This window comes from Micromonospora sp. NPDC005291, from assembly GCF_040607415.1.
Classification (GTDB): Bacteria; Actinomycetota; Actinomycetes; order Mycobacteriales; family Micromonosporaceae; genus Micromonospora.
On the sequence record NZ_JBEXGR010000006.1, the window covers coordinates 363,213 to 385,869 of the forward strand.

A 22,657-nucleotide genomic window follows, 5' to 3' on the forward strand; every position below is an offset into this window, starting at 1 on the left:
GCCATAGCGTCGAGGGGTCCGATCCGCCACCGGCACCGGGAGCCCCGCATGATCCGCCTGACCCTGCGTTCGCTGCGCGCCGAGGCGCTGCGCATGCTGCTCTCCGCGCTGGCCGTCGTGCTCGGTGTCGCGTTCGTCGCCGGCACCATGATCTTCGTCGACGGGATGCGCGCCGGGGCGTACGAGCGGGCCGGCACCTTCGACCGGCACACCGATCTGGGTGTCTACTCGGCCGGCCGCGAGGTGTTGCCCCCGGCCCTGGTCGACCGGGTGCGTGCGGTCGACGGGGTGGCCGCCGCGGCTGGTGAGCTCACCAACACCGCCGGGATCGTCGGCGCCGACGGTCGGCCGGTGCTCGGCTTCACCATGCTCGTCGCCATCCCCACCGAGGACGCCCTGCGCTCGTACGACGTGGTCGCCGGCCGGTTGCCCGACCGAGCCGGGGAGGTGGTGCTCGACGCGCCGACGGTGGCCGAGGAGGGCTTCGCCCTGGGCGCTGCGGTTCGCATCGGCGGCACCGGCGGCGCGGCCCGCCCGTACACCCTGGTTGGTACCGTCGACGTGGCTGGCACCGCCCGCGACGTCGGCGGTCCGTTCGTCGGCCTGGTCGGGTCGGACGCGCTGGCTCTCAGCGGTGAGCGGGGCTTTGGCCGCATCATGGTGGCGGCTCGGCCGGGCGCCTCCGTCACGGCGCTGGCCGAGCGGGTGCGCGCCGTGGCTGGCACCGAAGCCACCGTGAAGAGTCGCCAGCAGATCCTCGACGAGGCCGTCGAGGACGCGGTCCGCAATGTGGACCAGTTCCGGATGCTGCTGTTGATCTTCGTGGGGGTAGCCGTGGTGGTGGCCGGCTTCGTGATCGCCAACACCTTCGCGATCGTGCTGGCGCAGCGCACCCGGCGGACCGCGCTGTTACGCCTGATCGGCGCCACTCGGGGGCAGGTCTTCCGGGCCGCCCTGCTGGAGTCCGCGGTGCTGGGGCTGGCCGCCTCCGCACTCGGGGTGCTGCTCGGCGTGGCCCTCGCCGGCGGACTGCGGCTGCTGATGCCCCGGCTCGACGTACCGGTCACCGGTGGGCTGACCGTGACCGGTTCAACCGTGGTGACCGGCCTGCTGCTGGGCACCGCGCTCACCGTGTGCGCCGCCCTGCTGCCGGCGTGGCGGGGGACACGGGTCGCCCCGGTGGCCGCGCTCACCGACGCCGCGGTGCAGCCCAGCCAGGGCGCTGGTCGGGTGCGGCTGACCTTCGGCGCGGTGGTGCTGGCCGTCGGTGTCGCCGCGCTGGCCGGGGCCGCCAGCGCCGGTCAGTTGCTGCTGGTGGCGGTCGGCGGAGTGCTGGCCTTCTTCGGAATCGTGCTGTTCGGGCCGGTGCTCGTCCCGGCGCTGGCCCGGGTGTTCGGCTGGCCGGCACGCCACCTGCTCGGGGCGACCGGTGAGCTGGCGGTGGCCAACACGGTCCGCAACCCGCGTCGGGTCGCCGCGACCGCCACCGCCCTGGTGATCGGGATCGGACTGGTGTCGGCGTTCATGGTTGGCGCGCGCAGCACCAAGGACGGCATCGAACGCAGCGTGGATGCCCAGATCGGGACGGACTTCGTGGTCAGCGGAATCGGTCAGGACCTGCCCGCCGCGCTCGCCGCTGAGCTCGCCGCCCGCCCCGAATTGGGTGTGGTGCACGAGCAGCGCAACACGGTCGTGGCCGACGTCGAGGTCCGCGCGGCCCACCCGGCGCTGGTCGGGCGGACGCTCAGCGGCGTGCTGGCCGGCGACGCCGCCCGGGTCGGGCCGGGGCAGGTGCTGGTGCACCGGGAGTTGGCGCAGGCACGCGGCTGGCACGTCGGCTCCCCGGTGACCGTCCGGGGGCGGTCGTACCGGGTGGCCGCCGTGGTCACCGACGACACGCCCGGCAACGGTGCGCCCGCAGGTCACGTCATCGACATGGTCGACGCGGACTTCGCGGCGCTCTTCCCCGGTCAGCGAGGTTTCCTGGCCGAGATCGACCCCGCCGCCGGGGTGAGCGCCCAGCAGGCCCGGGACGCGATCGAAGCGGTGCTGGGCCGCTACCCGACGGTGAATCTGATGGACCAGGGTGCGTACAAGAAGATGCTCACCGGCACGGTGGACATGCTGCTCGCCTTCGTCACCGCGCTGCTCGGCCTGGCCGTGGTGATCGCCCTGGTCGGCGTGGCGAACACGCTGAGCCTGTCGGTGGTCGAGCGGACCAGGGAGAACGCCGTACTGCGGGCGGTCGGGCTCACCCGAGGGCGGATGCGCGCGGTGCTCGCCGTCGAGGCGGTGCTGATGGCGCTGGTTGGCGCGGTGCTCGGGGTCGGGCTCGGCGCTGGCGTCAGCGCGTCCGCGATGGCCCTGCTGGCCCGCCTCGGCGGCGACTTCCACGTGGTGCTGCCGCTCGGCCAACTCTTACTGATCCTCGGCGTCGCGGTGCTGGCCGCCCTGTTCGCCTCGGTGGTGCCGGCACGCCGGGCGCTGTCCCGCCCCATCGTCGAGGCGCTCGCCGACCAGTAACGGACGCTGTTCCGACCGGGCAGCTGTCGCGGACGGACATCCGCCGGCCGGCCCCGCCGTCTTCCCCGGCGGCGGGACCGGCCAGCGGTGCCGGGTCTACAGGCGCTCGACCATCGGGCCGACGCACCGGTTGCGGGTGTCGAAGACGTAGCGGGCGTGCTGGACCACGAGCTCGTAATCGAAGCTGTCGTGGTCGGTGACCACCACCACCGCGTCGGCGGCGCGCACCTCCCGCTCGGTGAGCCCGACCACGGTGACCCCGGCCGGGATCTGGTGCGCCTCCGCGTACGGCTCGACCGCGTGGACCTCGGCACCGAGAGCCTGCAGCCGGCGGGCCACGTCGACCGCGGGGGAATCCCGCATGTCGCCGGTGTTCTTCTTGTACGCCAGACCGAGTAGCAGCAGGCGGGCACCGCTGACGGCCCGGCCGTCCCGGTTCAACCCCGCCATGATCCGCTGCGCGACGTGCTCGGGCATCTCGTGGTTGATGTCGTTGGCCAGCTCGATGAACCGGAACTGCCGGCCGAGGCGGCGCTTGACCTGCCACGACAGGTAGCACGGGTCGATCGGCAGGCAGTGCCCCCCGACACCGGGGCCGGGCCGGAACGGCAGGAAGCCGAACGGCTTGGTCTCCGCGGCGTCGATCGCCTGCCAGACGTCAATGTCCAGATGGTGCGAGAGCATGGTCAGCTCGTTGATCAGCGCGATGTTGACCTGGCGGAAGGTGTTCTCGATCAGCTTGGTCAGCTCGGCGACACGGGTGGAGTCCACCGGCACGGTGCGTTCCACGAGGCGCTGGTAGAACCCGTCCACCCGGGCCAGCGACGCCGGGTCCACGCCGGAGACCACCTTCGGGGTGTTCTCCAGCCGCCACGTCGAGTTGCCCGGGTCGATCCGCTCGGGGCTGTAGCCGAGGTGGAAGTCGCCGGGGCTGCTCAGCCCGCTGGCCGATTCCAGCAGCGGGCGCAACAGCTCCTCGGTGGTGCCGGGGTATGTGGTCGATTCCAGGATCACCGTGCAACCCGGGCGTACGTACCGGCCGATGCCGACGCCGGCCTGCTCGACGAAGCTCAGGTCGGGGGTCCCGTCGCGCAGCGGGGTCGGCACGGTGATGACGCAGATGTCGAAGCCCTCGGCATCGGTGTACTCCGTGCTGGGGTGGTACCGGCCGCTGCCCAACGCCCGGCCCAGCCGGTCGGTCGGGATGTCCTCGACGAACGACTCGCCGGAGGCCAGACGCTTCACCCGGTCGGCGTCGACGTCAAGGCCGACCACGTCCAGCCCCGCCTCGACGGCACGCATGGCCAGCGGCAGTCCGACGTATCCCTGACCGATCACGACCAGCTTTTCAGCGCTCACCCAGGCTCCCGCAGCAGATGGTGGAAATGACCTGCTGGGAGCCTAGAGGCGTCTTCGGTGCCGTAAGTCCGTTTTGGGGATCTCGGTGCTGGTGGGACTGCTCGGAGGGGACGCCGATCGGCTCAAAGGCCCTCCGGTAGCTCCGGAACGGTCGGCGGGCTCGTGGTGGGGGGCGGACCGGACGGGGTCGCCGGTGGCTCGGTCGTCGGCGGCGCGCTGGACGGCGACGTGGGGACCGTCGGCGTCGGCGTTGGCGGGCTGGTTGTCTGGCTGGGCTTCGTGCTCGGCGTGGCGGAGACCGAGGCCGCCGGGGAGTCGTCGGGGGCGGGCGGCGGCCGATCGGGCCGGCCCGGGTCGACGGTGGCGATCTGCTCGTTCGCCGCAGGCAGCTCCAGCTGGCCGGTCGGCGCCACCGTCGGCGAGGTGGTCGGCAGGTTGACCGCCGGATCCTCGCCGGCATCGCGCGTCGCGCCCAGCGCCGCGCCGAGCCCGACCAACGCGACCAGCACGGCGGCCGCCGCGCCGACCAGGGGGCCCCGCCGTCGCCGCCGCCGACGCTCCGCCCCACTCGCCACCGCCGCGCCGGCCGGCGCGGCGGTGCGGGTGCCCGGACCGGCGTCGCGCAGCGCGACAGGCGTCGCCATCGCCGTCGGCGGCTCGCCGTCGGTGACCGCGGTCCGGGCAGCCTCCGCCATCGCCGCACCGCTGGTGAACCTGTCGAGCGGATCCTTGGCCAGGGCCCGCGACACCAGGGCGCGGACCGCCTCCGGGATGTCGTGCGGCAGCTCCGGCGGCTCGTCGTCCAGGTGTCGGACGGCGACCTGGAGCGGGTTGTCGCCGGTGAACGGCGGACTGCCGGTGAGGCAGCAGTAGGTGACCGCGCCCAGGGCGTAGATGTCGGTGGCACCGCTGACCGGTCGGCCGGCGGCCTGCTCGGGGGCCATGTAGAGGGCGGTGCCCGGCACCGCGTTGGCGCTGGTGATGCTGGTGATGTCGAGGGAACGGGCCACGCCGAAGTCCACCAGGACGACCGTGCCGTCCTCGTGCACCAACAGGTTGCTGGGCTTGACGTCGCGGTGCACGATGCCGCCGCGGTGCGCCGCGTTCAGTGCCGCGGCCGCCTGGGCCACCATCGACATCGTCTCGGCCACGTCGAGCCGGCCGGCCGTCTCGATCCGCTTGGACAACGGCTCGCCGGCGACGAACTCCATGACGAGGTAGTCCGCCCGACCGCCGTCGGGCAGGTCGTCCGCGCCGCAGTCGAAGACCTGCACGATGCCGGGGTGCCGCAGCGCCGCCATGATCCGGGCCTCAGCCCGGAACCGGGCGATGAAGTCGGGGTCGGAGACCAGGGCGGGCAGCAGAACCTTGACCGCTACCTGCCGGCCGAGGATCAGGTCGGAGGCACGCCAGACGTCGCCCATACCGCCCGTGGCGACACGTTCGTCCAAGCGGTAACGACCGCTGAGCACGACCTCCGATGACAACACCGCAATACCGTACCTAGACAGCCGCGTCGCGGCGCGCCGCGGCTGGTCGGCCGGGCGGCTGGTACGGACTGGCCCGTCCGGCCTGACCTCTGTGGACGTTGCGATCTCTGTGACGACGCGACAACCTGGCGTAATGAAATCCGACATATTTCGGCGTACGGATGCTTGAAAGTGGCAACCGACCGCCTTATGACGCCGTTGGCGTCCCCGGGCCCCAGACCGTTACGGCCACACGCCGTCCCACAGGGTTGAAAATTGTCACTCTTCCGTGACACGGTGCCGACTTGTCGGGTTGCTGGTCCGCTCCTAGCGTTAGCCCGGCTCGGGCCCGCCCGGCGACCTCGGTGGGCAGCGCGCCGAGCCGACCGTCCCGGCGCTGGCCCAGACGCCCCGCTTCGGCCACCTCGGTCGCGGGGCGCGATGAGATCGGCGGGGGGCGGTGCGGGTGCGGGAGCTGGTCGGGCGGACGATTCGTACCGCGTGGTCCACCTCAGCGCGGCTGATCGGGCTGACTCGCGTCGGGCGATCCACGGGCCGCGGATGACCGGCGAGCTGTCGGGGGCGGTCAGCGCAGCACAGGCCGGGGACGAGGAGGCGTTCCGCGTCCTCTACCGCAACCTCCAGCCGGGTCTGCTGCGGTACCTGACCGTCCTTGTCGGCGCGGACGCCGAGGACGTCGCTTCCGAGACCTGGCTGCAGATCTCCCGCGACCTGCCCAGCTTCACCGGCGGCGAGTTCCGTGCCTGGACCATCACCATCGCCCGCAACCGGGCGATGGACCACCTGCGCCGGTTGCGTCGTCGGCCGTCCCTGCCGGTCCCGGTGCACGCGCTCGTCGACCTGGCCAGCGACGCGGACACCGCCGAGGGGGCCACCGAGACGATCGGCACCGAGACCGCCCTGGCACTGATCGCCACCCTGCCTCCCCGCGAGGCCGAAGCAGTGCTGCTGAGGGCCGTGATAGGTCTGGACGCCGAATCCGCCGGGCGGGTGTTGGGCCGCCGGGCCGGTGCCGTCCGGACTGCCGCTCACCGAGGTTTGCGACGGCTCGCAGCCCTGCTGGAGCGGCAGACCCCGGCCTGGCCGTCAGAGGTCGAGGGGGTGCCGCCGGCCCGCACGGGCAGCGGCCCGTCCCTGCGGGCGCCGCACGTCGAGCCGGCGGACGGCTGACGTGAGGGGATTCCCGATGAACCCGTTCCGGCGGGCCGACCATGCCGAAACCGAACGCCTGCTCGACTCGGCCCGCGCCAACGCGGACACCGCGCCGGATCCGGCCCGCCCCCCCACGCCCACCGAGGCGGACGCGACGTCGCTTCAGGTGCACGCGTCTGCCCCGGTCGTACCCCCAGCCGAGCCGGTGTCCGGGTTGCTTGCCGCAGCCGCCGGCCCGATCCGGCCGGGGGAGTTGGCCGGCGAGGAGGCCGCGCTGGCCGCGTTCCGGGCCGCCCGGGCCAACCCGGCGCCGTCCGTGCCACACCGGCCGCACCGTCGTCGCCTGACCACGGGCGCGGTGGCCTGGATCGGCGCGTTGGCGGCCACCGCCACGGCGGGCGCCGCCTTCGCCGCGGTCACCCGGGACCAGGCACCGGAGCCGGTTCCCCCGGCACCGTCCAGCACGTCACCGACCCCCGACCAGAGCATGCCCCCGTCCGGTGGGCGCACCGTCGAGCCCAGCCGATCGGCGTCACCCGGTACACCGTCGCCCGCCAGGCCGTCGCTCACCGTGACACCGTCGGCCCCCACCGCGACCGGCGGCCAGTTGCACGGCCTGTGCCGCGCCTGGCAGGCCAAGAAGCCCGCACAACGGGAGAAGGCGCTGCGCACGCCGGCCTTCGGAAGGCTGGTGACTGCCGCAGGCAGTGCCGCCGATGTCGAGGCGTACTGCCAGCGGCTGGTGCCCACGATGAAGCCGTCCGAATCGGCGAAGGCCACGCCGTCGCACCCGCGGACGGGCCGCCCCACCCCGGAGTGAGTGGCCGGCGGCTGGGGCGGTTCAGTTCCGCCCTGCATCGGAAATTCGTCTGTTAGACAGAGGTTGGTGGCGCCGCGCACGCCCCCGACGGTGTCGGTGGGTGGGTTTACGGTGGCACAGTGTCCCGAAGCCGGCGCACGGAGAGGGGGCCCCACCGATGGTCACGTCGCCTGAGTTGGACCGCAGCGCCATCCTGCGCGAGTCCGCCGCCGCAGGGCGGCACCTCGCCCGGATCTGCTTCAAGACCGGCCCACCGACACACACTGGCGTCGAACTTGAATGGACCGTGCACGACGCCGCCGATCCCGCCCGCCCCGTCGACCCGACGCGGCTGCGGGCGGCGCTGGGGCGGCACAGCCCCGCCACGCTGGATGCCACCAGCCCGGTCGAGCCGCTGCGACACGGCAGCATGGTGACCCTGGAGCCGGGCGGCCAGTTGGAGATCTCCACCCCGCCCCGTCCCTCGGTCACCGCGTTGATCCAGGCCACCGAGGCCGACATCGCCCAGGTCACCGACCTGCTGGCCGCCGCCGGGCTGATCCTCGGCCGCAGCGGCATCGACCCACACCGACGGCCCCGCCCGGTGCTGGAAACTCCCCGCTACCGCGCGATGCGGGGTGCCTTCGACCGGCGCGGTCCGGCTGGCCGAACCATGATGTACAGCACCGCGGGCCTGCAGGTCTGCCTCGACGCCGGTGAGCCGGACCAGGTCGCTGACCGCTGGGCCACGGCCCACGCCGTCGGGCCGCCGCTGCTCGCGGCGTTCGCCTCCGCCCCCCGACACGCCGGGCGGCGCACCGGCTGGGCCTCCGCCCGGATGGCCGCCTGGCTGGCCATCGACCCGGCCCGCACCCGCCCGGTCTGGATGCCCGGCCGCGTCGACGAGGACCCGACCACCACCTGGATCCGGTACGTGCTCGCCGCGCCGCTGCTCTGCCTGCGCCGGCACGGCCCGGACTGGACGGCCCCGCCCGGCGTGACCTTTGCCGACTGGCTCGACGGCGCGCTGCCCCAACCGCCCACCACCGATGACCTCGACTACCACGTCAGCACCCTCTTTCCGCCGGTGCGGCCGCGCGGCTATCTGGAGCTGCGTTACCTGGACGCCCAGCCCGACCGGGACTGGCGGCTCCCGCTGGCGGTGCTGACCGCCCTCTTCGCCGACCCGGGCACGGTGCGCGGGGCGTACACGATCGCCGCGCCGGTCGCGCACCGCTGGTCGGCCGCCGCCCGGCACGGGCTGGCCGACCCGGCGCTGGCCGCCGCCGCGACGGCCCTGCTCGACCTGGCCCTGACCACCCTGCCCCGGCTGAGCCTGCCGGCCGGCACCCACGACGAGATCCAGCGAGGCGTACGACGGCGGCTGGCCGCCGCGAAGAGGGGAGACCGGTGAGTGCGAGGAGTGAGCCGGGGTTGCGAGCCCCGCAGTCGCGAGCGCAGGCGGTTCGGTGAGTGCGAGGAGTGAGCCGGGGTTGCGAGCCCCGCAGTCGCGAACGAAGGGTGGCGCGGTGAGTGCGAGGAGTGAGCCGGGGTTGCGAGCCCCGCAGTCGCGAACGAAGGGTGGCGCGGTGAGTGCGAGGAGTGAGCCGGGGTTGCGAGCGGGACACGCCGACGGGGAGAGACTGCGCGACCGGATCGCGGTGGAGCTGGCACGGGCCCGCTCCCGTACCACGTTGCTGACCGAGGTGGTCGACGACGCCGACCTGATGCGTCAGCACTCACCGTTGATGTCGCCGCTCGTCTGGGACCTTGCCCACGTGGGCAACCAGGAGGAGCTCTGGCTGGTCCGCGACGTCGGGGGCCGCGAGCCGGTCCGGTGCGACATCGACGAGCTGTACGACGCGTTCAAGCAGCCGCGCCGGGACCGCCCGTCGCTGCCCCTGCTACCGCCAGCCGAGGCGCGCGCCTATCTGGACACCGTCCGGGACAAGGTGCACGACCTGCTCGAAGCGGTGGCCTTCACCGAGCGGCCGTTGGTCGCCGACGGGTTCGCCTTCGGCATGATCGTGCAGCACGAGCAGCAGCACGACGAGACCATGCTCGCCACCCACCAGCTGCGCTCCGGGCCGGCGGTGCTGCACGCCCCGTCGCCGCCGGAGCCGTCGGCCCGGGTCGGCGGGGAGGTGCTGATCCCAGCCGGTGAGTTCACCATGGGCACCGACACCGACCCGTGGGCTCTGGACAACGAACGCCCCGCGCACCGCGTCGACCTCCCGGCGTACGTCATCGACGCCGCCCCGGTCACCAACGGCCAGTACGCAGCCTTCATCGCCGACGGCGGCTACACCGATCAGCGCTGGTGGAGCCCGGTCGGCTGGGCACACCGGCTTCGGGAGCAGCTCAGCGCGCCGATGCACTGGCACCGTGACGGCGACGACTGGTCATATCAGCGCTTCGGCCGGTGGGGCCGGGTCCGCGCCGACGAGCCGGTGGTGCACGTGTGCTGGTACGAGGCGCAGGCGTACGCGGCGTGGGCGGGCAAGCGGCTGCCGACCGAGGCGGAGTGGGAGAAGGCGGCCCGTTGGGACCCGGCAACCGGGCGGTCCCGCCGTTATCCCTGGGGCGACGACGACCCGACCGAGGCACACGCCAACCTTGACCAACGCCACCTGCGGCCGGCGCCGGTGGGCGCGTACCCGGCGGGTGCCTCGCCGTTGGGTGTGCACCAGCTCATCGGTGACGTCTGGGAATGGACGTCGAGCACGTTCACCGGGCATCCCGGCTTCACCGCGTTTCCCTACCGCGAATACTCGGAGGTCTTCTTCGGCGACGACCACCGGGTGCTGCGCGGTGGCTCGTTCGGCACCGACCGTTCCGCCTGCCGGGGCACCTTCCGCAACTGGGATTATCCGATCCGCCGGCAGATCTTCAGTGGTTTCCGCTGCGCGCGTGACGCCCGACCGGACGAGTCGCACCGGTGAGCCGCCGCGCGACCGGCGGCCGGGTGCGCGAGGTGCGCTGATGTGTCGGCATGTGGCCTACCTGGGGCCGCCGGTCACCCTGGCCGAGGTTCTGTTCGACCCTCCGTACTCGCTGGTGCGGCAGTCCTGGGCGCCTCGCGACATGCGCGGCGGCGGCACCATCAACGCCGACGGGTTCGGCGTCGGTTGGTACCCGGGCGAGGGTGAGCCGGTGCGTTACCGACGGGCGCAGCCGATCTGGAGCGACCCGACCATCGCCCAGCTCGCGACGGTGACCCGCACCAGCGCGGTGCTGGCGGCGGTGCGCTCGGCCACCGTCGGGATGGCGGTGCTCGACGGCGCCGCCGCGCCGTTCGCCGAGGGGCGGTGGCTGTTCAGCCACAACGGCGTGGTCCGCGGCTGGCCGGACGCCGTGGTGCCGCTCGCCGCCGGCCTGCCGGTGCGTGACCTGCTCACCCTGGATGCCGCCACCGACTCGGCGTTGCTCTGGGCGCTGGTGCGGCACCGGCTGCGCGCTGGCGAGGACCCGGCCGAGGCGGTCGGGCGGACGGTGGCCGATGTCGCCGCGGCCGCCCCCGGCTCGCGGCTCAACCTGCTGCTCACCGACGGGCACCAGGCGGTGGCCAGCGTTGCCGGGCACGCATTGTCGGTGCGCGAGGCGCCGGGCTCGGTGGTGCTCGCCTCCGAGCCGCACGACGACGATCCCGGGTGGCGGGCGGTGCCCGAGGGGCATCTGGTCATCGCCACGGCGGGCGAGGTGCGCGTACGTCCACTGCCGAGCCGGAGCGCCGCACCGGTCGGGCAGGCAACGGTTGATCGAGCTGAGAGGTGAACCGATGACCGCGGAACCGCTGGAGATCTACCTCGAAGAGCGTGACCTGGAGCGCGGCCTGCGCGACGACGTCCGGACCGGTCTGAGCGCCGGGCAGAAGTGGCTGCCGCCGAAGTGGTTCTACGACGCCCGGGGCAGCGAGCTGTTCGAGGAGATCACCCGCCTTCCCGAGTACTACCCGACCCGGGCCGAGCGGGCCGTGCTGGCCGTGCGCGCCCCCGACATCGCGGCGCTGACCGGGGCCAAGACCCTGATCGAGCTGGGCTCCGGCTCGTCGGAGAAGACTCGGCTGCTGCTGGACGCCTTCACCCGTCGTGGAGGGCTGGGCACGTTCGTCCCGCTCGACGTGTCGGTCAGCGCGCTGCTCGGGTCCACCGCCCAGATCGCCGCCGACTACCCGAGCCTGCGGGTCCGGGGCATCGTGGGTGACTTCACCCGGCAACTGGACCGGCTGCCCACCGGCGGCCGACGGCTGGTGGTGTTCCTCGGCGGCACCATCGGCAACCTGATGCCCGCCGAGCGGGCCGAGTTCCTGACGGCGATGCGCGAGGCGCTGGAGGTCGGCGATTGGCTGCTGCTCGGCACCGACCTGGTGAAGGATCCGTCGGTGATCGTGCCCGCGTACGACGACGCCGCCGGGGTGACCGCCGAGTTCAACCGCAATGTGCTGCACGTGATCAATCGGGAGCTGGACGCTGATTTCGACCCGGCGGCGTTCGAGCATGTCGCCCTCTGGGACTCGACGCACGAGTGGGTCGAGATGCGGTTGCGGGCGACCCGGCCGATGCGGGTGCGAGTGCTGGACATGGCCGTGGACTTCGCGGCGGGGGAGGAGCTGCGTACGGAGGTCTCGGCGAAGTTCCGCCCGGAGGTGATCGCCGCGGAGCTGGGCGCGGCGGGCTTCGCGACGACGGAATTCTGGACCGACCCGGACGGCCTCTTCGGGGTCACGCTGGCGCGGGCACGGTGAGCCTGTTCACCCACCCCGAACTGGCCGCCCGGTGATCGGATAGGCTGATCGCGCGAAGGGGAGTAGCCCCCAATGTCGTGGTCGACATACTGGTGCGATTTCGCATCCGGCCACGCGGCCCCGGTTTCTCAGGGGCGGGCGAGACCTTCGACTCAGGCTGTTGCAGCCGGGTCGAGGGCGCCCCTGTACCTCCTCCCGGTGTGAGCGGGAAGGACGTCATGGAGGGATTTTTCGCCGCGCTGGTCGTCAGCTTCGGCGTCATCTTCGTCGCCGAGCTGGGGGACAAGTCCCAGCTGATGGCGCTGACCTTCGCCACGCGGTTCAAGCCGATCCCGGTGCTGATCGGCATCACGGTCGCCACGGCGGTGGTGCACCTGGCGTCGGTCGCCATCGGCGTGGGTCTCGGGGCGGTGTTGCCGACCGAGTGGATCTCCCTGGTGGCCGGCGTGGCGTTCCTCGGCTTCGGCGCGTGGACGCTGCGCGGGGACAAGCTCACCGAGGAGGAGAAGCGCAAGGCGGAGAAGACCAGCAAGACCGCGATCGTGGCGGTGTCGGTGGCGTTCTTCCTGGCCGAGCTGGGCGACAAGACGATGCTCGCCACGATCACGCTCGCCACCAAGTACGGCTGGTTCGGCACCTGGCTCGGCTCCACCCTCGGAATGGTGGCCGCGGACGCGCTGGCCATCCTGGTCGGCCGGATGCTCGGTCGCCGGCTGCCGGAGAAGGCCATCAAGTACGGTGCCGCGATCCTCTTCGCCATCTCCGGTCTCTGGCTGATCCTGGAGGCGGTGAACGAGCTGACCTGAGTGCCGACTAGCTGCCCCGAGGGCGGGTAACGGCCCGGGGTGGGGCTGGCCGAGCTGTTGCGCCACGGTGACCAGGTGCTGGTTGCCGTGGTGGAGGTGGCCGGCGCACTGGTGATCTTCGTCGGCGCGGTCTGGGCGGCGGTGCGGTTCGTGGTCGAAGGGCTGCGACACCGCACCGCCGCCGTTTTCACTCCGATCCGGCTCTCGCTGGGCCGGTTTCTGACCCTCGGCCTCGAATTCCAGTTGGCGGCCGACGTGCTGCGGACCGCGGTGTCCCCGTCGTTCGACCAGATCGGCCAACTGGCCGCCATCGCCACGATCCGGACGGCGTTGAACTACTTCCTGGGCCGGGAGATCCGTCAGGAGCAGCGGCAGGTCGCCGAGGGAGAGCGTCGGACGTGATGGAAGCTCTGGTCACGGCGGTAACGGCGCTGGCCCTGGTCACCGGTGTGGTCATCGTGCTCAGCAGCGGGGCCCTCCGGATCGCCGTCCGGGTGCTGCTGGACCTGCTGACCGCGGCGGGCCTGCTCCGCCTCGTCGGCGACCCGGGCTGGAACGGCCTGGCCGGGGCGGCGGCGATCATCACCCTGCGTCAACTGCTCGGGGCCGCACTGAGCGCCCCACCCCCGTGGTCCGGGCGACAATCCCCGGCGCCCTGCGCCGGGGACGACCACCACCTACCGTTGGCGGTGAGAGGCGAAACCGGGGAAAGCGGGAGGATAACCACATGAGGCGGCACGACGAACCGAACGAGTACGGCTTCGCCGGCGAGGGCACCGCTCCGGAGCCGCCGCCCGCGGACAAGCCTGACGAGCAGGACCGCGCCGAAGCGGTGGCGGTGCCGGGCGACGACCTCACCGCGCCGACGGCCGAGGCGCTGGTCGAGGAGACCGAGGAGCTGCCGCCCGCCGAGCGTCGCCACTGACCGGAAGCCCACGGCACGGCCCGGGGTGGAGCGCGACCACCGCGCCGACCCCGCGCGGCCGCCCGCTCAGCGGTCGGCTGGCCGCTGGTAGACGTCGGGCACGCCGTCGCCGTCCACGTCCAGCCGCTCCCGCTCCGCCACCCGGCGGTACGCCGCGTTACGGCGCACGAGCACCGTGGCCGCCAGCCCGGCGGAGATTACCGACCCGAGCAGCACGGCTGCCTTGACCCGGTCGTCGGCCGTGCTGCCGGCGCCGAACGCCAGGTCGCCGATGAGCAGCGACACGGTGAACCCGACGCCAGCCAGTAGGGCGATCCCGAGCAGGTCCGACCAGGTGATGTCCTCGTCCAGTTCGGCGCGGGTGAACCGGGCCAGCAGGTACGTCGAGCCGAAGATGCCGATGCTCTTGCCGAGCACCAGGCCGGCGACGATCGCGATCACCACCGGGTCGGTGAGCAGGGCGCCCAGGTCGGTGCCGCGCAGGGTGACCCCGGCGGCGAACAGGGCGAAGATCGGCACCGCGAGGCCGGCCGACACGGGCCGCCAACGGTGCTCCAGGCGCGCGGCGAGCCCGCCCTCGTCCGCCCCCGCACCGCTCACGGCCGGCTGGCCGGCACCCGCCGCTCGGCGGCGGGCCAGCACCGGGACCGTGAAGCCGAGCAGGACGCCGGCGACCGTGGCGTGCACACCCGAGGCGTGCACCAGGGCCCAGGCGGTGATCGCGAGTGGGACCAGCGCCCACCACCAGCTACGTCCGCGCTGGACCAGCAGCGCGAAGAGCCCGATCGGGGCCAGCGCGGCGAGCAGCGGAACGGGATGGAAGTCGGCGGTGTAGAAGACCGCGATGATGGTGATCGCGAACAGGTCGTCGACCACGGCGAGGGTGAGCAGGAAGGCTCGCAGACCCTGGGGCAGGTGCGAGCTGACCACCGCGAGCACGGCCAACGCGAAGGCGATGTCGGTGGCGGTCGGGATGGCCCAGCCGCGCAGCCCTTCCCCGCCCGCGGTCAGCACGACCGCCACGTAGATCAGCGCCGGCAGCAGCATCCCGCCGAGGGCGGCCACCACGGGCAGCGCGGCCCTGCGCGGGTCGCGTAGTTCACCGGCGACGAACTCCCGCTTGAGCTCCAGACCCACCACGAAGAAGAAGATGGCCAGCAGGCCGTCCGCCGCCCACGTGGCCACGTTCAGGTCGAGATGCCACCGCGCGCCGCCGGGCCAGGGCACCCAGCCGCCGAGCCGGGTGTACGAGTCGGACCAGGGAGAGTTGGCCCAGATCAGCGCGGTCACGGCACCGAGCAGCAACAGCGCGCCACCGACGGTCTCGGTGCGCAGCACGTCGGCCAGGTGCCGGGCCTCGGGCCAGGAGGATCGGGAGAACAGGCGAACCTTCGGCCGGCGCTGCTCGGATGGTGGGGTGCGGGGCGTCATGGGCGGGGCTCACCTCGGGAAACAGGACGGCAGGAATCCACTTGCCGACCAGACTTCCCGGCACACCGCTGCTGACCCTATCCGGCTTCGCCCTCGGCGGCGACCGCTGGGCCGATTGGGCGCCCTGCGGTCCCCCGGGGACTTTTCCCCGTTCTCGCCGCTGCCGAATGGGCGTTTGTCGGGTTGGTCATGCGAGCGCACATCTCGCCGCCGGAAAATACATAACTCCGGACATAAGCCGTATGAGCGGCTTTAATAGTTTCACGAGTTTAGAGACGACCTTGGGGGTTTTCGTGAAGTTCTTTGGCGTAACCGGACCGACACGGAGGCGCTCCTGATGGACCTGCTCCGCCAATTGCGCCACGTGCGTCGCCACTGGTGGGTCGCGCTGGTCACGGTCATGGTGGCTCTGGGCGTCTCGGCGTTCCTGACCGTACGGGCCCAACCCCGGTACGTCGCCTCGGTGACCTTCTTCGTCACCACCCCCAACTCGGGCGTCAGCGACGCCTACCAGGGTGGTCTCTTCCTTCAGCAGCGCGTCAAGTCGTACGCCGACCTGCTCAGCAGCGACCGGCTGGCGCAGAGCGTGGTGGCCGAGACCCCGATGGGTCTCACCGCGGACGAGGTGCAGCGCCGGGTGAGCACGTCCACCGAGACCGGCACCGTTCTGCTGCGGGCGTCGGTCACCGACACCGACCAGACCCGGGCGTTGCGGGTGACGGAGACCCTCGCCGCGAAGTTCGTCGAACTCGTGCAGAGGGTCGAGACACCACCCGAGGGCAAGACGCCGATCAAGATCGAAGTAGTCAGTGGCCCACGGGTGAGCGCCAGCCCCGTCTCGCCGCAGCCGGTCCGCAACCTCACCCTCGGTGGCCTGGTCGGTCTGCTCCTCGGTGTCGGTCTGGCCATCCTGCGCGGCGTCGCCGACGTTCGGCTACGCGACGCCGCAGGTCTGCAACGGGCCACCGGCAGCCCACTGCTCGGTGAGATTCCGTTCGAGGCCAACGCCCGCACCGCGCCGCTGATCGTGGGCGACGCCGCGACCTCGGCGCGCGCCGAGGCGGTTCGCAAGCTGCGTACCAACCTGCGCTTCGTGGATGTCCACGAGCCGGCCCGGGTCATCGCCGTGACCAGCGCGCTGCAGGGCGAGGGCAAGACCACGCTCTCCTGCAACCTGGCCATCGCGCTGGCCGAGGCGGGTTGGCGGGTGCTGTTGGTCGACGCGGACCTGCGCCGCCCCAAGGTCGACGACTACCTGGGCCTGGACGCCGGTGTCGGCCTCACCGACGTGCTGGTCGGCGACGTGCAGGTCGGCGACGTCGTGCAGCGCTGGGGGGACAAGTCGCTGCTGGTGCTGCCCAGCGGCTCCGCCCCCCCGAACCCGAGCGAACTGCTCGGTTCCAAGGCGATGTCGGACCTGCTGCTGTCGCTGCGCGAGTCGGCGGACATCGTCATCATCGACACCGCGCCGCTGCTCGCGGTGACCGACGGCGTGGTCGTGGCCGTGCAGGCCGACGGTGCGCTGCTGGTGACCCAGCAGGGTCGTACCTCGCGGACCCAGGTGGCCGCGGCAGCCCGCGCACTGCACTCGGTCTCGGTCCGGCTGCTCGGCTGCGTGCTGAACATGGCCAAGGTCGCCAAGGCCGAGGCGTACCAGTACGAGGCCTACCGGGTGGTCGCCTCGACGCCCAAGGCGTCGGTGCCGACCGACCGGGCCACGTCCGGTCGACACAGCGACAGCACCACCGGGGTCAACGGCGTCGCCGACCACACCCAGGAGCTCACCCGGCTGCCCCGATGAGCGCGGCGAGGGGTCGCAGCGACCGTTCGATCTCCTCGGCGCAGCGTCGGAAGTCGGCCGCGGTGCCGCCGATCGGGTCCCGAAGGTCGTCCGCGTCCGGGGCGGCGGGTTGCAGCCGGCCCCGGGCCTGGGCGGCGGCGGCGATCGCCGCCCGCAGCGGGTCGGCGGCCGACCCGGTGGGCGGTTCGGCCGCCGCGGCGAGCCGGCCGAACTGGTGCAGCGTGAACGTCCGGTGCAGCGCTCCCGGCGCCAGCGCGGTGCAGACCGAGCGCTGGCGTCGGGTCGCGGTCAGGACGAGCGTCGCGTCGACCAGGTGCTCGGGGCGCAACCCCCGGGTCCGGAACACCGCCGGGTCCGCGCCGTTCTCGGTGACGACCTCCATGGCGTACGGGTGCATGGCCATCCCGTCGATCGCGTCGGTGCCGGCGCTCGCCACGGTGACGGGCCGTTCGGCCAGCAACCGGCGGGCCAGGTACTCGGCCATCGGCGACCGGCACAGGTTGGCGTGGCAGACGAACAACACGCGATCAGCCATCGGTGCCCCTCTCATCGGTGCGGACACGGGTGCCCGCACCGTGAGGGCGGTGCATCGACGCCGGTGGCCGCGCAGGGAGGGGTTGTCGGAATCGTACGCGGGCCCGACGCCAGTCGGTCATGGTGCCGCGCCGGCCGACGCCGATCCATGCTGGACGGGGGCGAACAGGTGAGGATCGGCATCCTGTCGTACCACTTTCCGCCCGAGCCGGCGTTCATCCCCGGGAGCCTCGCCGAGGAGTTGGCCGCGCGTGGGCACGAGGTCCGGGTGCTGACCGGATTTCCGGACTACCCGGGCGGGCACGTCTATCCCGGCTGGCGGCAGCGTTGGCACCACGAGACGCACAGCGAACGGCTGACCGTCCGGCGGGTGCCCCGGTACCTCGGGGATGCCGCGTCCACCGGAGCCCGCATGGCCAGCTATCTCTCCTTCGCCGGCAGCGCGACGCTGACCGCGCGCCGGTTCCTTGGCGACGTGGACGCGCTCTACGTCTTTCAACTGCCGGCCACGACGTTTGCCGCTGCCGGGGTGCTCCGGCTGCTCGGGCAGGTGCCGGCGGTGCTGCATGTGCAGGACGTCTGGACCCGTGACGGCGCCGAGGAGGCGGGCGAGGGGCGCTGGGCGGCGCGGATGGGCAGCGCGATGACCCGGATCTACCGGGCCGCAGCGCGGATCGCGGTCGCGGCGCCGTCGATGCGGGATCTGGTGGTCGCCGCGGGCGCCGACCCGGCCCGGGTACGGCTGGTGCTGAATTGGACCGACGAGCGGATCTTCCACCCGGCGACGCCCAGCGCGGCGGCCCGGCAGTTGGTCCGCCGCGACGGTCGGTGCGTGGTGATGCACGCCGGGACCATCGGCGCGCGGCAGGGGCTGGAGACCGCGGTCCGGGCGGCCGCGGCGCTGGACCGGACGATGGATCTGGTCCTGGTCGGCTCCGGAGCGGCGGAGCGGCGGGTGCGGGGGCTCGCCGCCGAGCTGGGCGCGGACAACGTCCGCTTCCTGGAGCGACGCTCTCCGGTCGACATGCCCGAGCTGTATGCCGCAGCCGACTACCAGCTGGTCATGTTGCGCGACCTTCCGGAGCTGCGCGGGATGGTGCCGGGCAAGCTCCAGGCCGCGCTCTCCTGTGCCGCACCGGTGGTCGCCTCAGCCGGTGGGGACACGGCCGAGCTGGTCGAACGGGCCAGGGCAGGGCTGTCCTGCCCGCCGGAGGACTGGGCGACGCTGGCCGACCGGTTCTGGCTGGCCGCCACCATCCCCCCGCCGACACGCACCGAAATGGGTCGCCGGGGGCGGGAGGCGTACCTGCGGGAGATGTCGCTGCCAGCCGGGGTGGACCGGATCGAGCGGCTGCTGCACGAGGCGGCGGGTCGTGTCCCTGAGGCCGCCGCCGATCCGCGAGGAAACCTCGCGTAACGGACGAGAAATGCCATAACGGTACGAGCTTCGTTGGTACGTGTGAGGAACGTCAGGGATATCGGACCTTCTGTCCGATTCCCGGAAACAGGAGTGTGGTGTGACGGAAAGCGAACGGCCGACCCGGCGGCGAAGCCGGTCCCGGCGCCGTCGGCGTGCCCGACTGCGACGGGCACTCCTCGGTGCCCTGGTTGTCGGCTCGCTGCTGCTGGCGACCGGCGGGTGGATCGGCTTCCGGGGCTGGCAGGCGCGTGCTCACCTGCTCAACGCCGCAGGCCTGGCCCGGGAGTTGAGCGCCCAGGTGGTCGGTGGGGACACCGACCGTGCCCTGCGGACCCTCGCCGCTCTTCAGGAGCAGTCCGGCGCGGCCCGTGCCGCGACCGCCGACCCTGGCTGGCGGCTCGCTCGGCGTACCCCGATCGCCGGCGATGACGCCGACGCGGTCCGACGGATCGCCGTGGCCATCGACGAACTGGCCCGACAGGCGTTTCCGGCCCTGCTGCGGACCGACCTGACCAGCCTCGTGCCCACCGAGGGTCGGCTGGACCTGGCCCGGCTCACCGCTGTCTCGGCTGAGCTGACCCAGGTGCACGAGTCGGTGCAGCGTACGCGCCGGGACCTGGCGGCAGTGCCGGCCGACAACCTGGTCAGCCAGATCCGTCAGGCGCTGACCGACCTGCGGGGCGAGATCGACCGACTGGCCAGCCTCACCACCGCCGCCGATCAGGGAGCCCGCCTGCTGCCGCCGCTGCTCGGCGCGAACGGCCCGCGACGGTACCTGCTGGTCTCGCAGAACCTCGCCGAGTTGCGCGCCACCGGCGGCATGTTCGGCGCGTACGCGATGATCGAGGCCGAGAACGGCAAGGTGAAGATGGGCAAGCAGGGCAGCAGTGCCTCGCTCGGCCGGTTCACCCCGGCGCTGAAGCTGCCCGCCGAGACCCGCGCACTCTGGACCGACCTGCCCGGCATCTATCCCGCCGACGTCAATCTGTCCCCGCACTTCCCGACCGCCGCCGCGTTGTACCGCGAGATGTTCCGCCGCAAGACGGGCACCACGGTCGACGGCGTGCTCGCCGTCGACCCGGTGGTGCTGTCCTACCTGCTCAAGGCGACCGGGCCGGTGATGGTGCCCGGTGGTGTCCCGCTGGCCAGCGAGAAGGTCGTGCAAACCCTGCTCAACGACAGCTATCAGCGGCTGAACATCACGCAGCAGGACGAGTTCTTCGCGGCGTCGGCCGCTGCGGTCTTCGACGCCTTCTTCAAGAAGAATGTCAACCCGAAGGTGTTGTTGTCCGCATTTGACCGTGCTATCACTGAACGCCGGATATTGTTCTGGAGTGCCCGATCTGAGGAACAACGGACATTCGGCGACAGCCGGATGGCCGGGACGCTTCCGGAAAAGGACACCGTGCCGACGGTCGGCGTGTTCCTCAACGACGGCAGCGGCGCGAAGCTCGGCTACTACCTGCGGCCGACGGCGAACCTGACGGTGGGCGAATGCCAGCCCGACGGCCGCCGTGAGCTCCGGCTGCGGGTAACTCTGCGCTCGACGGCGCCGAAGTCCGGTCTCAGTGAGTCGGTCCTCGGCCTCGGCATGGCGGGGGACCCGTACACCATGCGCACTTTGGTGTCGATCTTCAGCCCGGCGGGCGGGAGTGTGCTTGACGCTCGTCTCGACGGCACGGAGATCGCAATGGGCAGCGGTACCGAACGTCGCCGCCAGGTCGCCACGGTCAACGTCGAGGCGAGCCCGGGCGCCGAACGGACGTTGGAGGTCGCCCTGTTGACCGCCAAGACCGGCGTCGGACAGGCCGAGCTGTGGCTGACCCCCACCGCCAGCCCTTGGACCACCCAAGTTCATTCCGCACCAAGCTGTGACCAGTAGGAGGGAACCAACTATGCGGCTATCCCGCATCATTATGGCGCTCACGGTCGGCCTGGCCGTGGTGGCCGTGCCGACCGCGGCGGGGGCGGCACAGCCGCAGCCGCAGCCGTCGCCGACGATCACGGACACGCCTCAACCACCGCCATACGTGCCCGCGCCCCCGTTGCTGACCGTCAACCGGCCCACGATCTTCCTGGGCGAGACGGTCATTCTGACCGGCACCAACTTCGGTCCGAACGAGACCGTCGACATCGTCGTGACGGTCACACCGCTGGCAGCCCCGGCTGCCGGCCAGGCGCCGGCCCGCCGCAGCGACGGCAGCACCGTGGCCATGGCCCCGGTGGCCTACCAGGCGAGCGCGCCCCTGAGCTTCACGGCGTTCACCAACGCCCAGGGTCGCTTTACCAAGAGCTACAAGCCGTCGGTGACGGGTCTGCTGACCTTCACCGCCACGGGCCGGGAGTCCGGCCGGACCGCCAGCACGGAGCTGCGGGTGCTGCACAAGAAGCAGCCCCTGCCCGTCACGGGTGACAGCCTCGGCACGCCCATGAAGCTCGGTGGTGGCCTGGTCGGCGCCGGCGCGATCATGCTGCTGCTGACCCTGGCCTGGCGTCGCCGCCAGCGCCTCGGCGGTGCTGCGCACTAACCCGCACCACACCGGGCAGCGCCCGGATCGCACGGAAGCTGGCGCCCGTCGGAGCACTCCGACGGGCGCCAGCCCGTCTTGGGGAATGTCCGCCCTTTCACGGGCATCTCCCTCAAAAGACGTCCCACAGTCACGAAGCCGCACATTCAGGCGGCATGGATCGCCCACGCGTCCCGGCCCCCCGGGGCCCCGGCCCCCCGGGGGTGGGTCAGGCCCCAGCGCGGCCTTTTGTCTATTTTGTTCGCTGCGACGAGGACGACGGGTTCAAGATCGACTCAATATCGCCGACATGGGGGTATCACGCGCTCCGGATACCCCCATGTCGGCGATGTCGAGTGGATCATTCCGGTCGGGGCGGCCTGAAAGTCCAGCCCCGCAGATGCCTGGGTAATTTGTCCGGATCGGGGCAGTCGGGGTGTGACCGGCTGCACCCGTGACCCGGAATCATGGTGGGCCCGGGGTCGTTACATACCCTGACGATCGCAGCACCACCGGCCGCCACCCCGCCCCCGGGGTTGGAGCGCCGCCCGGGTTGGAACGCCGCCCCAGGGTTGGAGCGTTGGCCCCTCGGGGTTGGAATGCCCGGCCCGGAGCGTTGCGGTCCCCACGAACGGCCGCCCGGCCACGGCCTCCACGAGGGTGCCGATGGATGGGCCATCCCCGGGAATGACCCCGGCCCCCCGGTCGTTACGGTTACCTACGAACGGCCGCTCGACCACCGCCTCCACGAGGGTGCCGATGGATGGGCCACCCCCGGAATGACCCCCGGCCCCCCGGTCGTTACACCTGAACCCGGCGCCACGAGCCCTGCGCCCGTAGGCCGCCGACCCCGGCGCCACAGGCCGCCCCCGGCCGAAGGCGCCGACCCCCAAAACCTTTCCCCCTTGTATGTGCAGCGCCCGGACGAGGTGCTCACACCCCGCACGCCGTTCCCCCCTTGGCGGCTGGGTGTCCTTACCCCCGAAGGAGCTAACCCTCATGAACACGATCATTCGTAAGAGCGTGCTGTCTGTTGCGGGTCTCGCGTTCGCCGGTGGTGTCTTCGCCGGCCCGATCGCCGCCCACGCCAACCCGGTCGACAGCAAGCCGGTCGCGGTCGCGGTGCAGAGCGCCAAGCCGCAGGGCGATCAGTCCCGGATCACCCT

The 22,657-nt window shown here is 72.2% G+C and carries 19 protein-coding genes; 15 read left to right on the plus strand and 4 right to left on the minus strand.

Annotation, left to right across the window (positions count from 1 at the left end):
* The first annotated feature begins 48 nt into the window (after positions 1-48).
* Positions 49-2,523 (plus strand): FtsX-like permease family protein, encoded by a 2,475-nt coding sequence (locus ABZT18_RS12180; protein WP_355251281.1) that lies wholly within the window; start codon positions 49-51, stop codon positions 2,521-2,523.
* A 96-nt stretch (positions 2,524-2,619) separates the two neighbouring features.
* On the opposite strand, the gene ABZT18_RS12185 is transcribed toward ABZT18_RS12180, so the two are convergent.
* Together ABZT18_RS12185 and ABZT18_RS12190 are read right to left on the minus strand one after the other, a co-directional pair.
* Positions 2,620-3,882, minus strand: a complete 1,263-nt coding sequence (locus tag ABZT18_RS12185) for a nucleotide sugar dehydrogenase (RefSeq protein WP_354994067.1) — start codon at positions 3,880-3,882, stop codon at positions 2,620-2,622.
* A 122-nt stretch (positions 3,883-4,004) separates the two neighbouring features.
* Entirely contained in the window at positions 4,005-5,372 is a 1,368-nt protein-coding gene (locus ABZT18_RS12190) for a serine/threonine-protein kinase (RefSeq protein WP_355251284.1), read from the minus strand.
* Between the two features lie 540 nt (positions 5,373-5,912).
* On the opposite strand from ABZT18_RS12190, the gene ABZT18_RS12195 reads away from it, so the two are divergent.
* The 10 genes from ABZT18_RS12195 to ABZT18_RS12240 all read left to right on the plus strand — a co-directional run bounded on the left by ABZT18_RS12195 (position 5,913) and on the right by ABZT18_RS12240 (position 13,798).
* Positions 5,913-6,542: an RNA polymerase sigma factor gene (locus tag ABZT18_RS12195; RefSeq protein ID WP_354997872.1), complete on the plus strand. Its 630-nt coding sequence runs from the start codon at positions 5,913-5,915 to the stop codon at positions 6,540-6,542.
* Positions 6,543-6,558: 16 nt separating this feature from the next.
* The gene (locus tag ABZT18_RS12200) at positions 6,559-7,344 is read left to right on the plus strand and encodes a hypothetical protein (RefSeq protein ID WP_355251286.1); all 786 of its coding nucleotides are present in this window, start codon (positions 6,559-6,561) and stop codon (positions 7,342-7,344) included.
* A gap of 157 nt (positions 7,345-7,501) precedes the next feature.
* Positions 7,502-8,737: an ergothioneine biosynthesis glutamate--cysteine ligase EgtA gene (gene egtA, locus ABZT18_RS12205; RefSeq protein WP_355251289.1), complete on the plus strand. Its 1,236-nt coding sequence runs from the start codon at positions 7,502-7,504 to the stop codon at positions 8,735-8,737.
* Positions 8,738-8,936: 199 nt separating this feature from the next.
* A complete protein-coding gene (gene egtB / locus ABZT18_RS12210; protein WP_355251304.1) occupies positions 8,937-10,265 on the plus strand; it encodes an ergothioneine biosynthesis protein EgtB in 1,329 nt (442 codons plus the stop codon).
* A gap of 40 nt (positions 10,266-10,305) precedes the next feature.
* Positions 10,306-11,097, plus strand: a complete 792-nt coding sequence (gene egtC, locus ABZT18_RS12215; RefSeq protein ID WP_354997875.1) for an ergothioneine biosynthesis protein EgtC — start codon at positions 10,306-10,308, stop codon at positions 11,095-11,097.
* 4 nt (positions 11,098-11,101) lie between these two features.
* A complete protein-coding gene (gene egtD / locus ABZT18_RS12220; protein ID WP_354997876.1) occupies positions 11,102-12,067 on the plus strand; it encodes an L-histidine N(alpha)-methyltransferase in 966 nt (321 codons plus the stop codon).
* Positions 12,068-12,285: 218 nt separating this feature from the next.
* Positions 12,286-12,873, plus strand: a complete 588-nt coding sequence (locus tag ABZT18_RS12225; RefSeq protein WP_354997877.1) for a TMEM165/GDT1 family protein — start codon at positions 12,286-12,288, stop codon at positions 12,871-12,873.
* A gap of 39 nt (positions 12,874-12,912) precedes the next feature.
* A complete protein-coding gene (locus ABZT18_RS12230) occupies positions 12,913-13,275 on the plus strand; it encodes a DUF1622 domain-containing protein (RefSeq protein ID WP_354997878.1) in 363 nt (120 codons plus the stop codon).
* On the plus strand, positions 13,275-13,604 hold the full coding sequence (locus tag ABZT18_RS12235) for a hypothetical protein (protein WP_355251292.1): 330 nt from the start codon (positions 13,275-13,277) through the stop codon (positions 13,602-13,604). Before ABZT18_RS12230 ends, ABZT18_RS12235 begins: the two co-directional genes overlap by 1 nt.
* Positions 13,601-13,798, plus strand: coding sequence for a hypothetical protein (locus tag ABZT18_RS12240; RefSeq protein WP_354997880.1), 198 nt, complete (start codon positions 13,601-13,603; stop codon positions 13,796-13,798). Before ABZT18_RS12235 ends, ABZT18_RS12240 begins: the two co-directional genes overlap by 4 nt.
* Positions 13,799-13,864: 66 nt before the next feature.
* On the opposite strand, the gene nhaA is transcribed toward ABZT18_RS12240, so the two are convergent.
* Positions 13,865-15,229, minus strand: a complete 1,365-nt coding sequence (nhaA, locus tag ABZT18_RS12245) for a Na+/H+ antiporter NhaA (protein WP_355251295.1) — start codon at positions 15,227-15,229, stop codon at positions 13,865-13,867.
* A gap of 337 nt (positions 15,230-15,566) precedes the next feature.
* On the opposite strand from nhaA, the gene ABZT18_RS12250 reads away from it, so the two are divergent.
* On the plus strand, positions 15,567-17,030 hold the full coding sequence (locus ABZT18_RS12250) for a polysaccharide biosynthesis tyrosine autokinase (protein ID WP_354997882.1): 1,464 nt from the start codon (positions 15,567-15,569) through the stop codon (positions 17,028-17,030).
* Here ABZT18_RS12250 and ABZT18_RS12255 read toward each other — a convergent pair.
* Complete coding sequence (locus tag ABZT18_RS12255; protein ID WP_355251298.1) at positions 17,011-17,565, minus strand: low molecular weight phosphatase family protein; 555 nt, start codon at positions 17,563-17,565, stop codon at positions 17,011-17,013. The two genes, ABZT18_RS12250 and ABZT18_RS12255, sit on opposite strands and share 20 nt — an antisense overlap.
* Positions 17,566-17,733: 168 nt before the next feature.
* Between ABZT18_RS12255 and ABZT18_RS12260 the strand changes: the two genes are divergently transcribed.
* The 3 genes from ABZT18_RS12260 to ABZT18_RS12270 all read left to right on the plus strand — a co-directional run bounded on the left by ABZT18_RS12260 (position 17,734) and on the right by ABZT18_RS12270 (position 21,512).
* Positions 17,734-18,981, plus strand: coding sequence for a glycosyltransferase family 4 protein (locus ABZT18_RS12260; RefSeq protein ID WP_354997884.1), 1,248 nt, complete (start codon positions 17,734-17,736; stop codon positions 18,979-18,981).
* A gap of 100 nt (positions 18,982-19,081) precedes the next feature.
* On the plus strand, positions 19,082-20,866 hold the full coding sequence (locus tag ABZT18_RS12265) for a DUF4012 domain-containing protein (RefSeq protein ID WP_354997885.1): 1,785 nt from the start codon (positions 19,082-19,084) through the stop codon (positions 20,864-20,866).
* 13 nt (positions 20,867-20,879) lie between these two features.
* Entirely contained in the window at positions 20,880-21,512 is a 633-nt protein-coding gene (locus ABZT18_RS12270) for a hypothetical protein (RefSeq protein WP_354997886.1), read from the plus strand.
* Positions 21,513-22,657: the final 1,145 nt, after the last annotated feature.

What these genes read in the sequence shown, in the direction of transcription:
- ABZT18_RS12250 (WP_354997882.1), top strand. Translation starts at nt 15,567, where the DNA reads ATGGACCTGCTCCGCCAATTGCGCCACGTGCGTCGCCACTGGTGGGTC.
- ABZT18_RS12270 (WP_354997886.1), top strand. Translation starts at nt 20,880, where the DNA reads ATGCGGCTATCCCGCATCATTATGGCGCTCACGGTCGGCCTGGCCGTG.
- egtD (WP_354997876.1), top strand. Translation starts at nt 11,102, where the DNA reads ATGACCGCGGAACCGCTGGAGATCTACCTCGAAGAGCGTGACCTGGAG.
- ABZT18_RS12255 (WP_355251298.1), bottom strand. Translation starts at nt 17,565, where the DNA reads ATGGCTGATCGCGTGTTGTTCGTCTGCCACGCCAACCTGTGCCGGTCG.
- ABZT18_RS12195 (WP_354997872.1), top strand. Translation starts at nt 5,913, where the DNA reads ATGACCGGCGAGCTGTCGGGGGCGGTCAGCGCAGCACAGGCCGGGGAC.
- ABZT18_RS12225 (WP_354997877.1), top strand. Translation starts at nt 12,286, where the DNA reads ATGGAGGGATTTTTCGCCGCGCTGGTCGTCAGCTTCGGCGTCATCTTC.
- ABZT18_RS12180 (WP_355251281.1), top strand. Translation starts at nt 49, where the DNA reads ATGATCCGCCTGACCCTGCGTTCGCTGCGCGCCGAGGCGCTGCGCATG.
- ABZT18_RS12200 (WP_355251286.1), top strand. Translation starts at nt 6,559, where the DNA reads ATGAACCCGTTCCGGCGGGCCGACCATGCCGAAACCGAACGCCTGCTC.
- ABZT18_RS12235 (WP_355251292.1), top strand. Translation starts at nt 13,275, where the DNA reads ATGGAAGCTCTGGTCACGGCGGTAACGGCGCTGGCCCTGGTCACCGGT.
- egtA (WP_355251289.1), top strand. Translation starts at nt 7,502, where the DNA reads ATGGTCACGTCGCCTGAGTTGGACCGCAGCGCCATCCTGCGCGAGTCC.
- egtC (WP_354997875.1), top strand. Translation starts at nt 10,306, where the DNA reads ATGTGTCGGCATGTGGCCTACCTGGGGCCGCCGGTCACCCTGGCCGAG.
- nhaA (WP_355251295.1), bottom strand. Translation starts at nt 15,229, where the DNA reads ATGACGCCCCGCACCCCACCATCCGAGCAGCGCCGGCCGAAGGTTCGC.
- ABZT18_RS12240 (WP_354997880.1), top strand. Translation starts at nt 13,601, where the DNA reads ATGAGGCGGCACGACGAACCGAACGAGTACGGCTTCGCCGGCGAGGGC.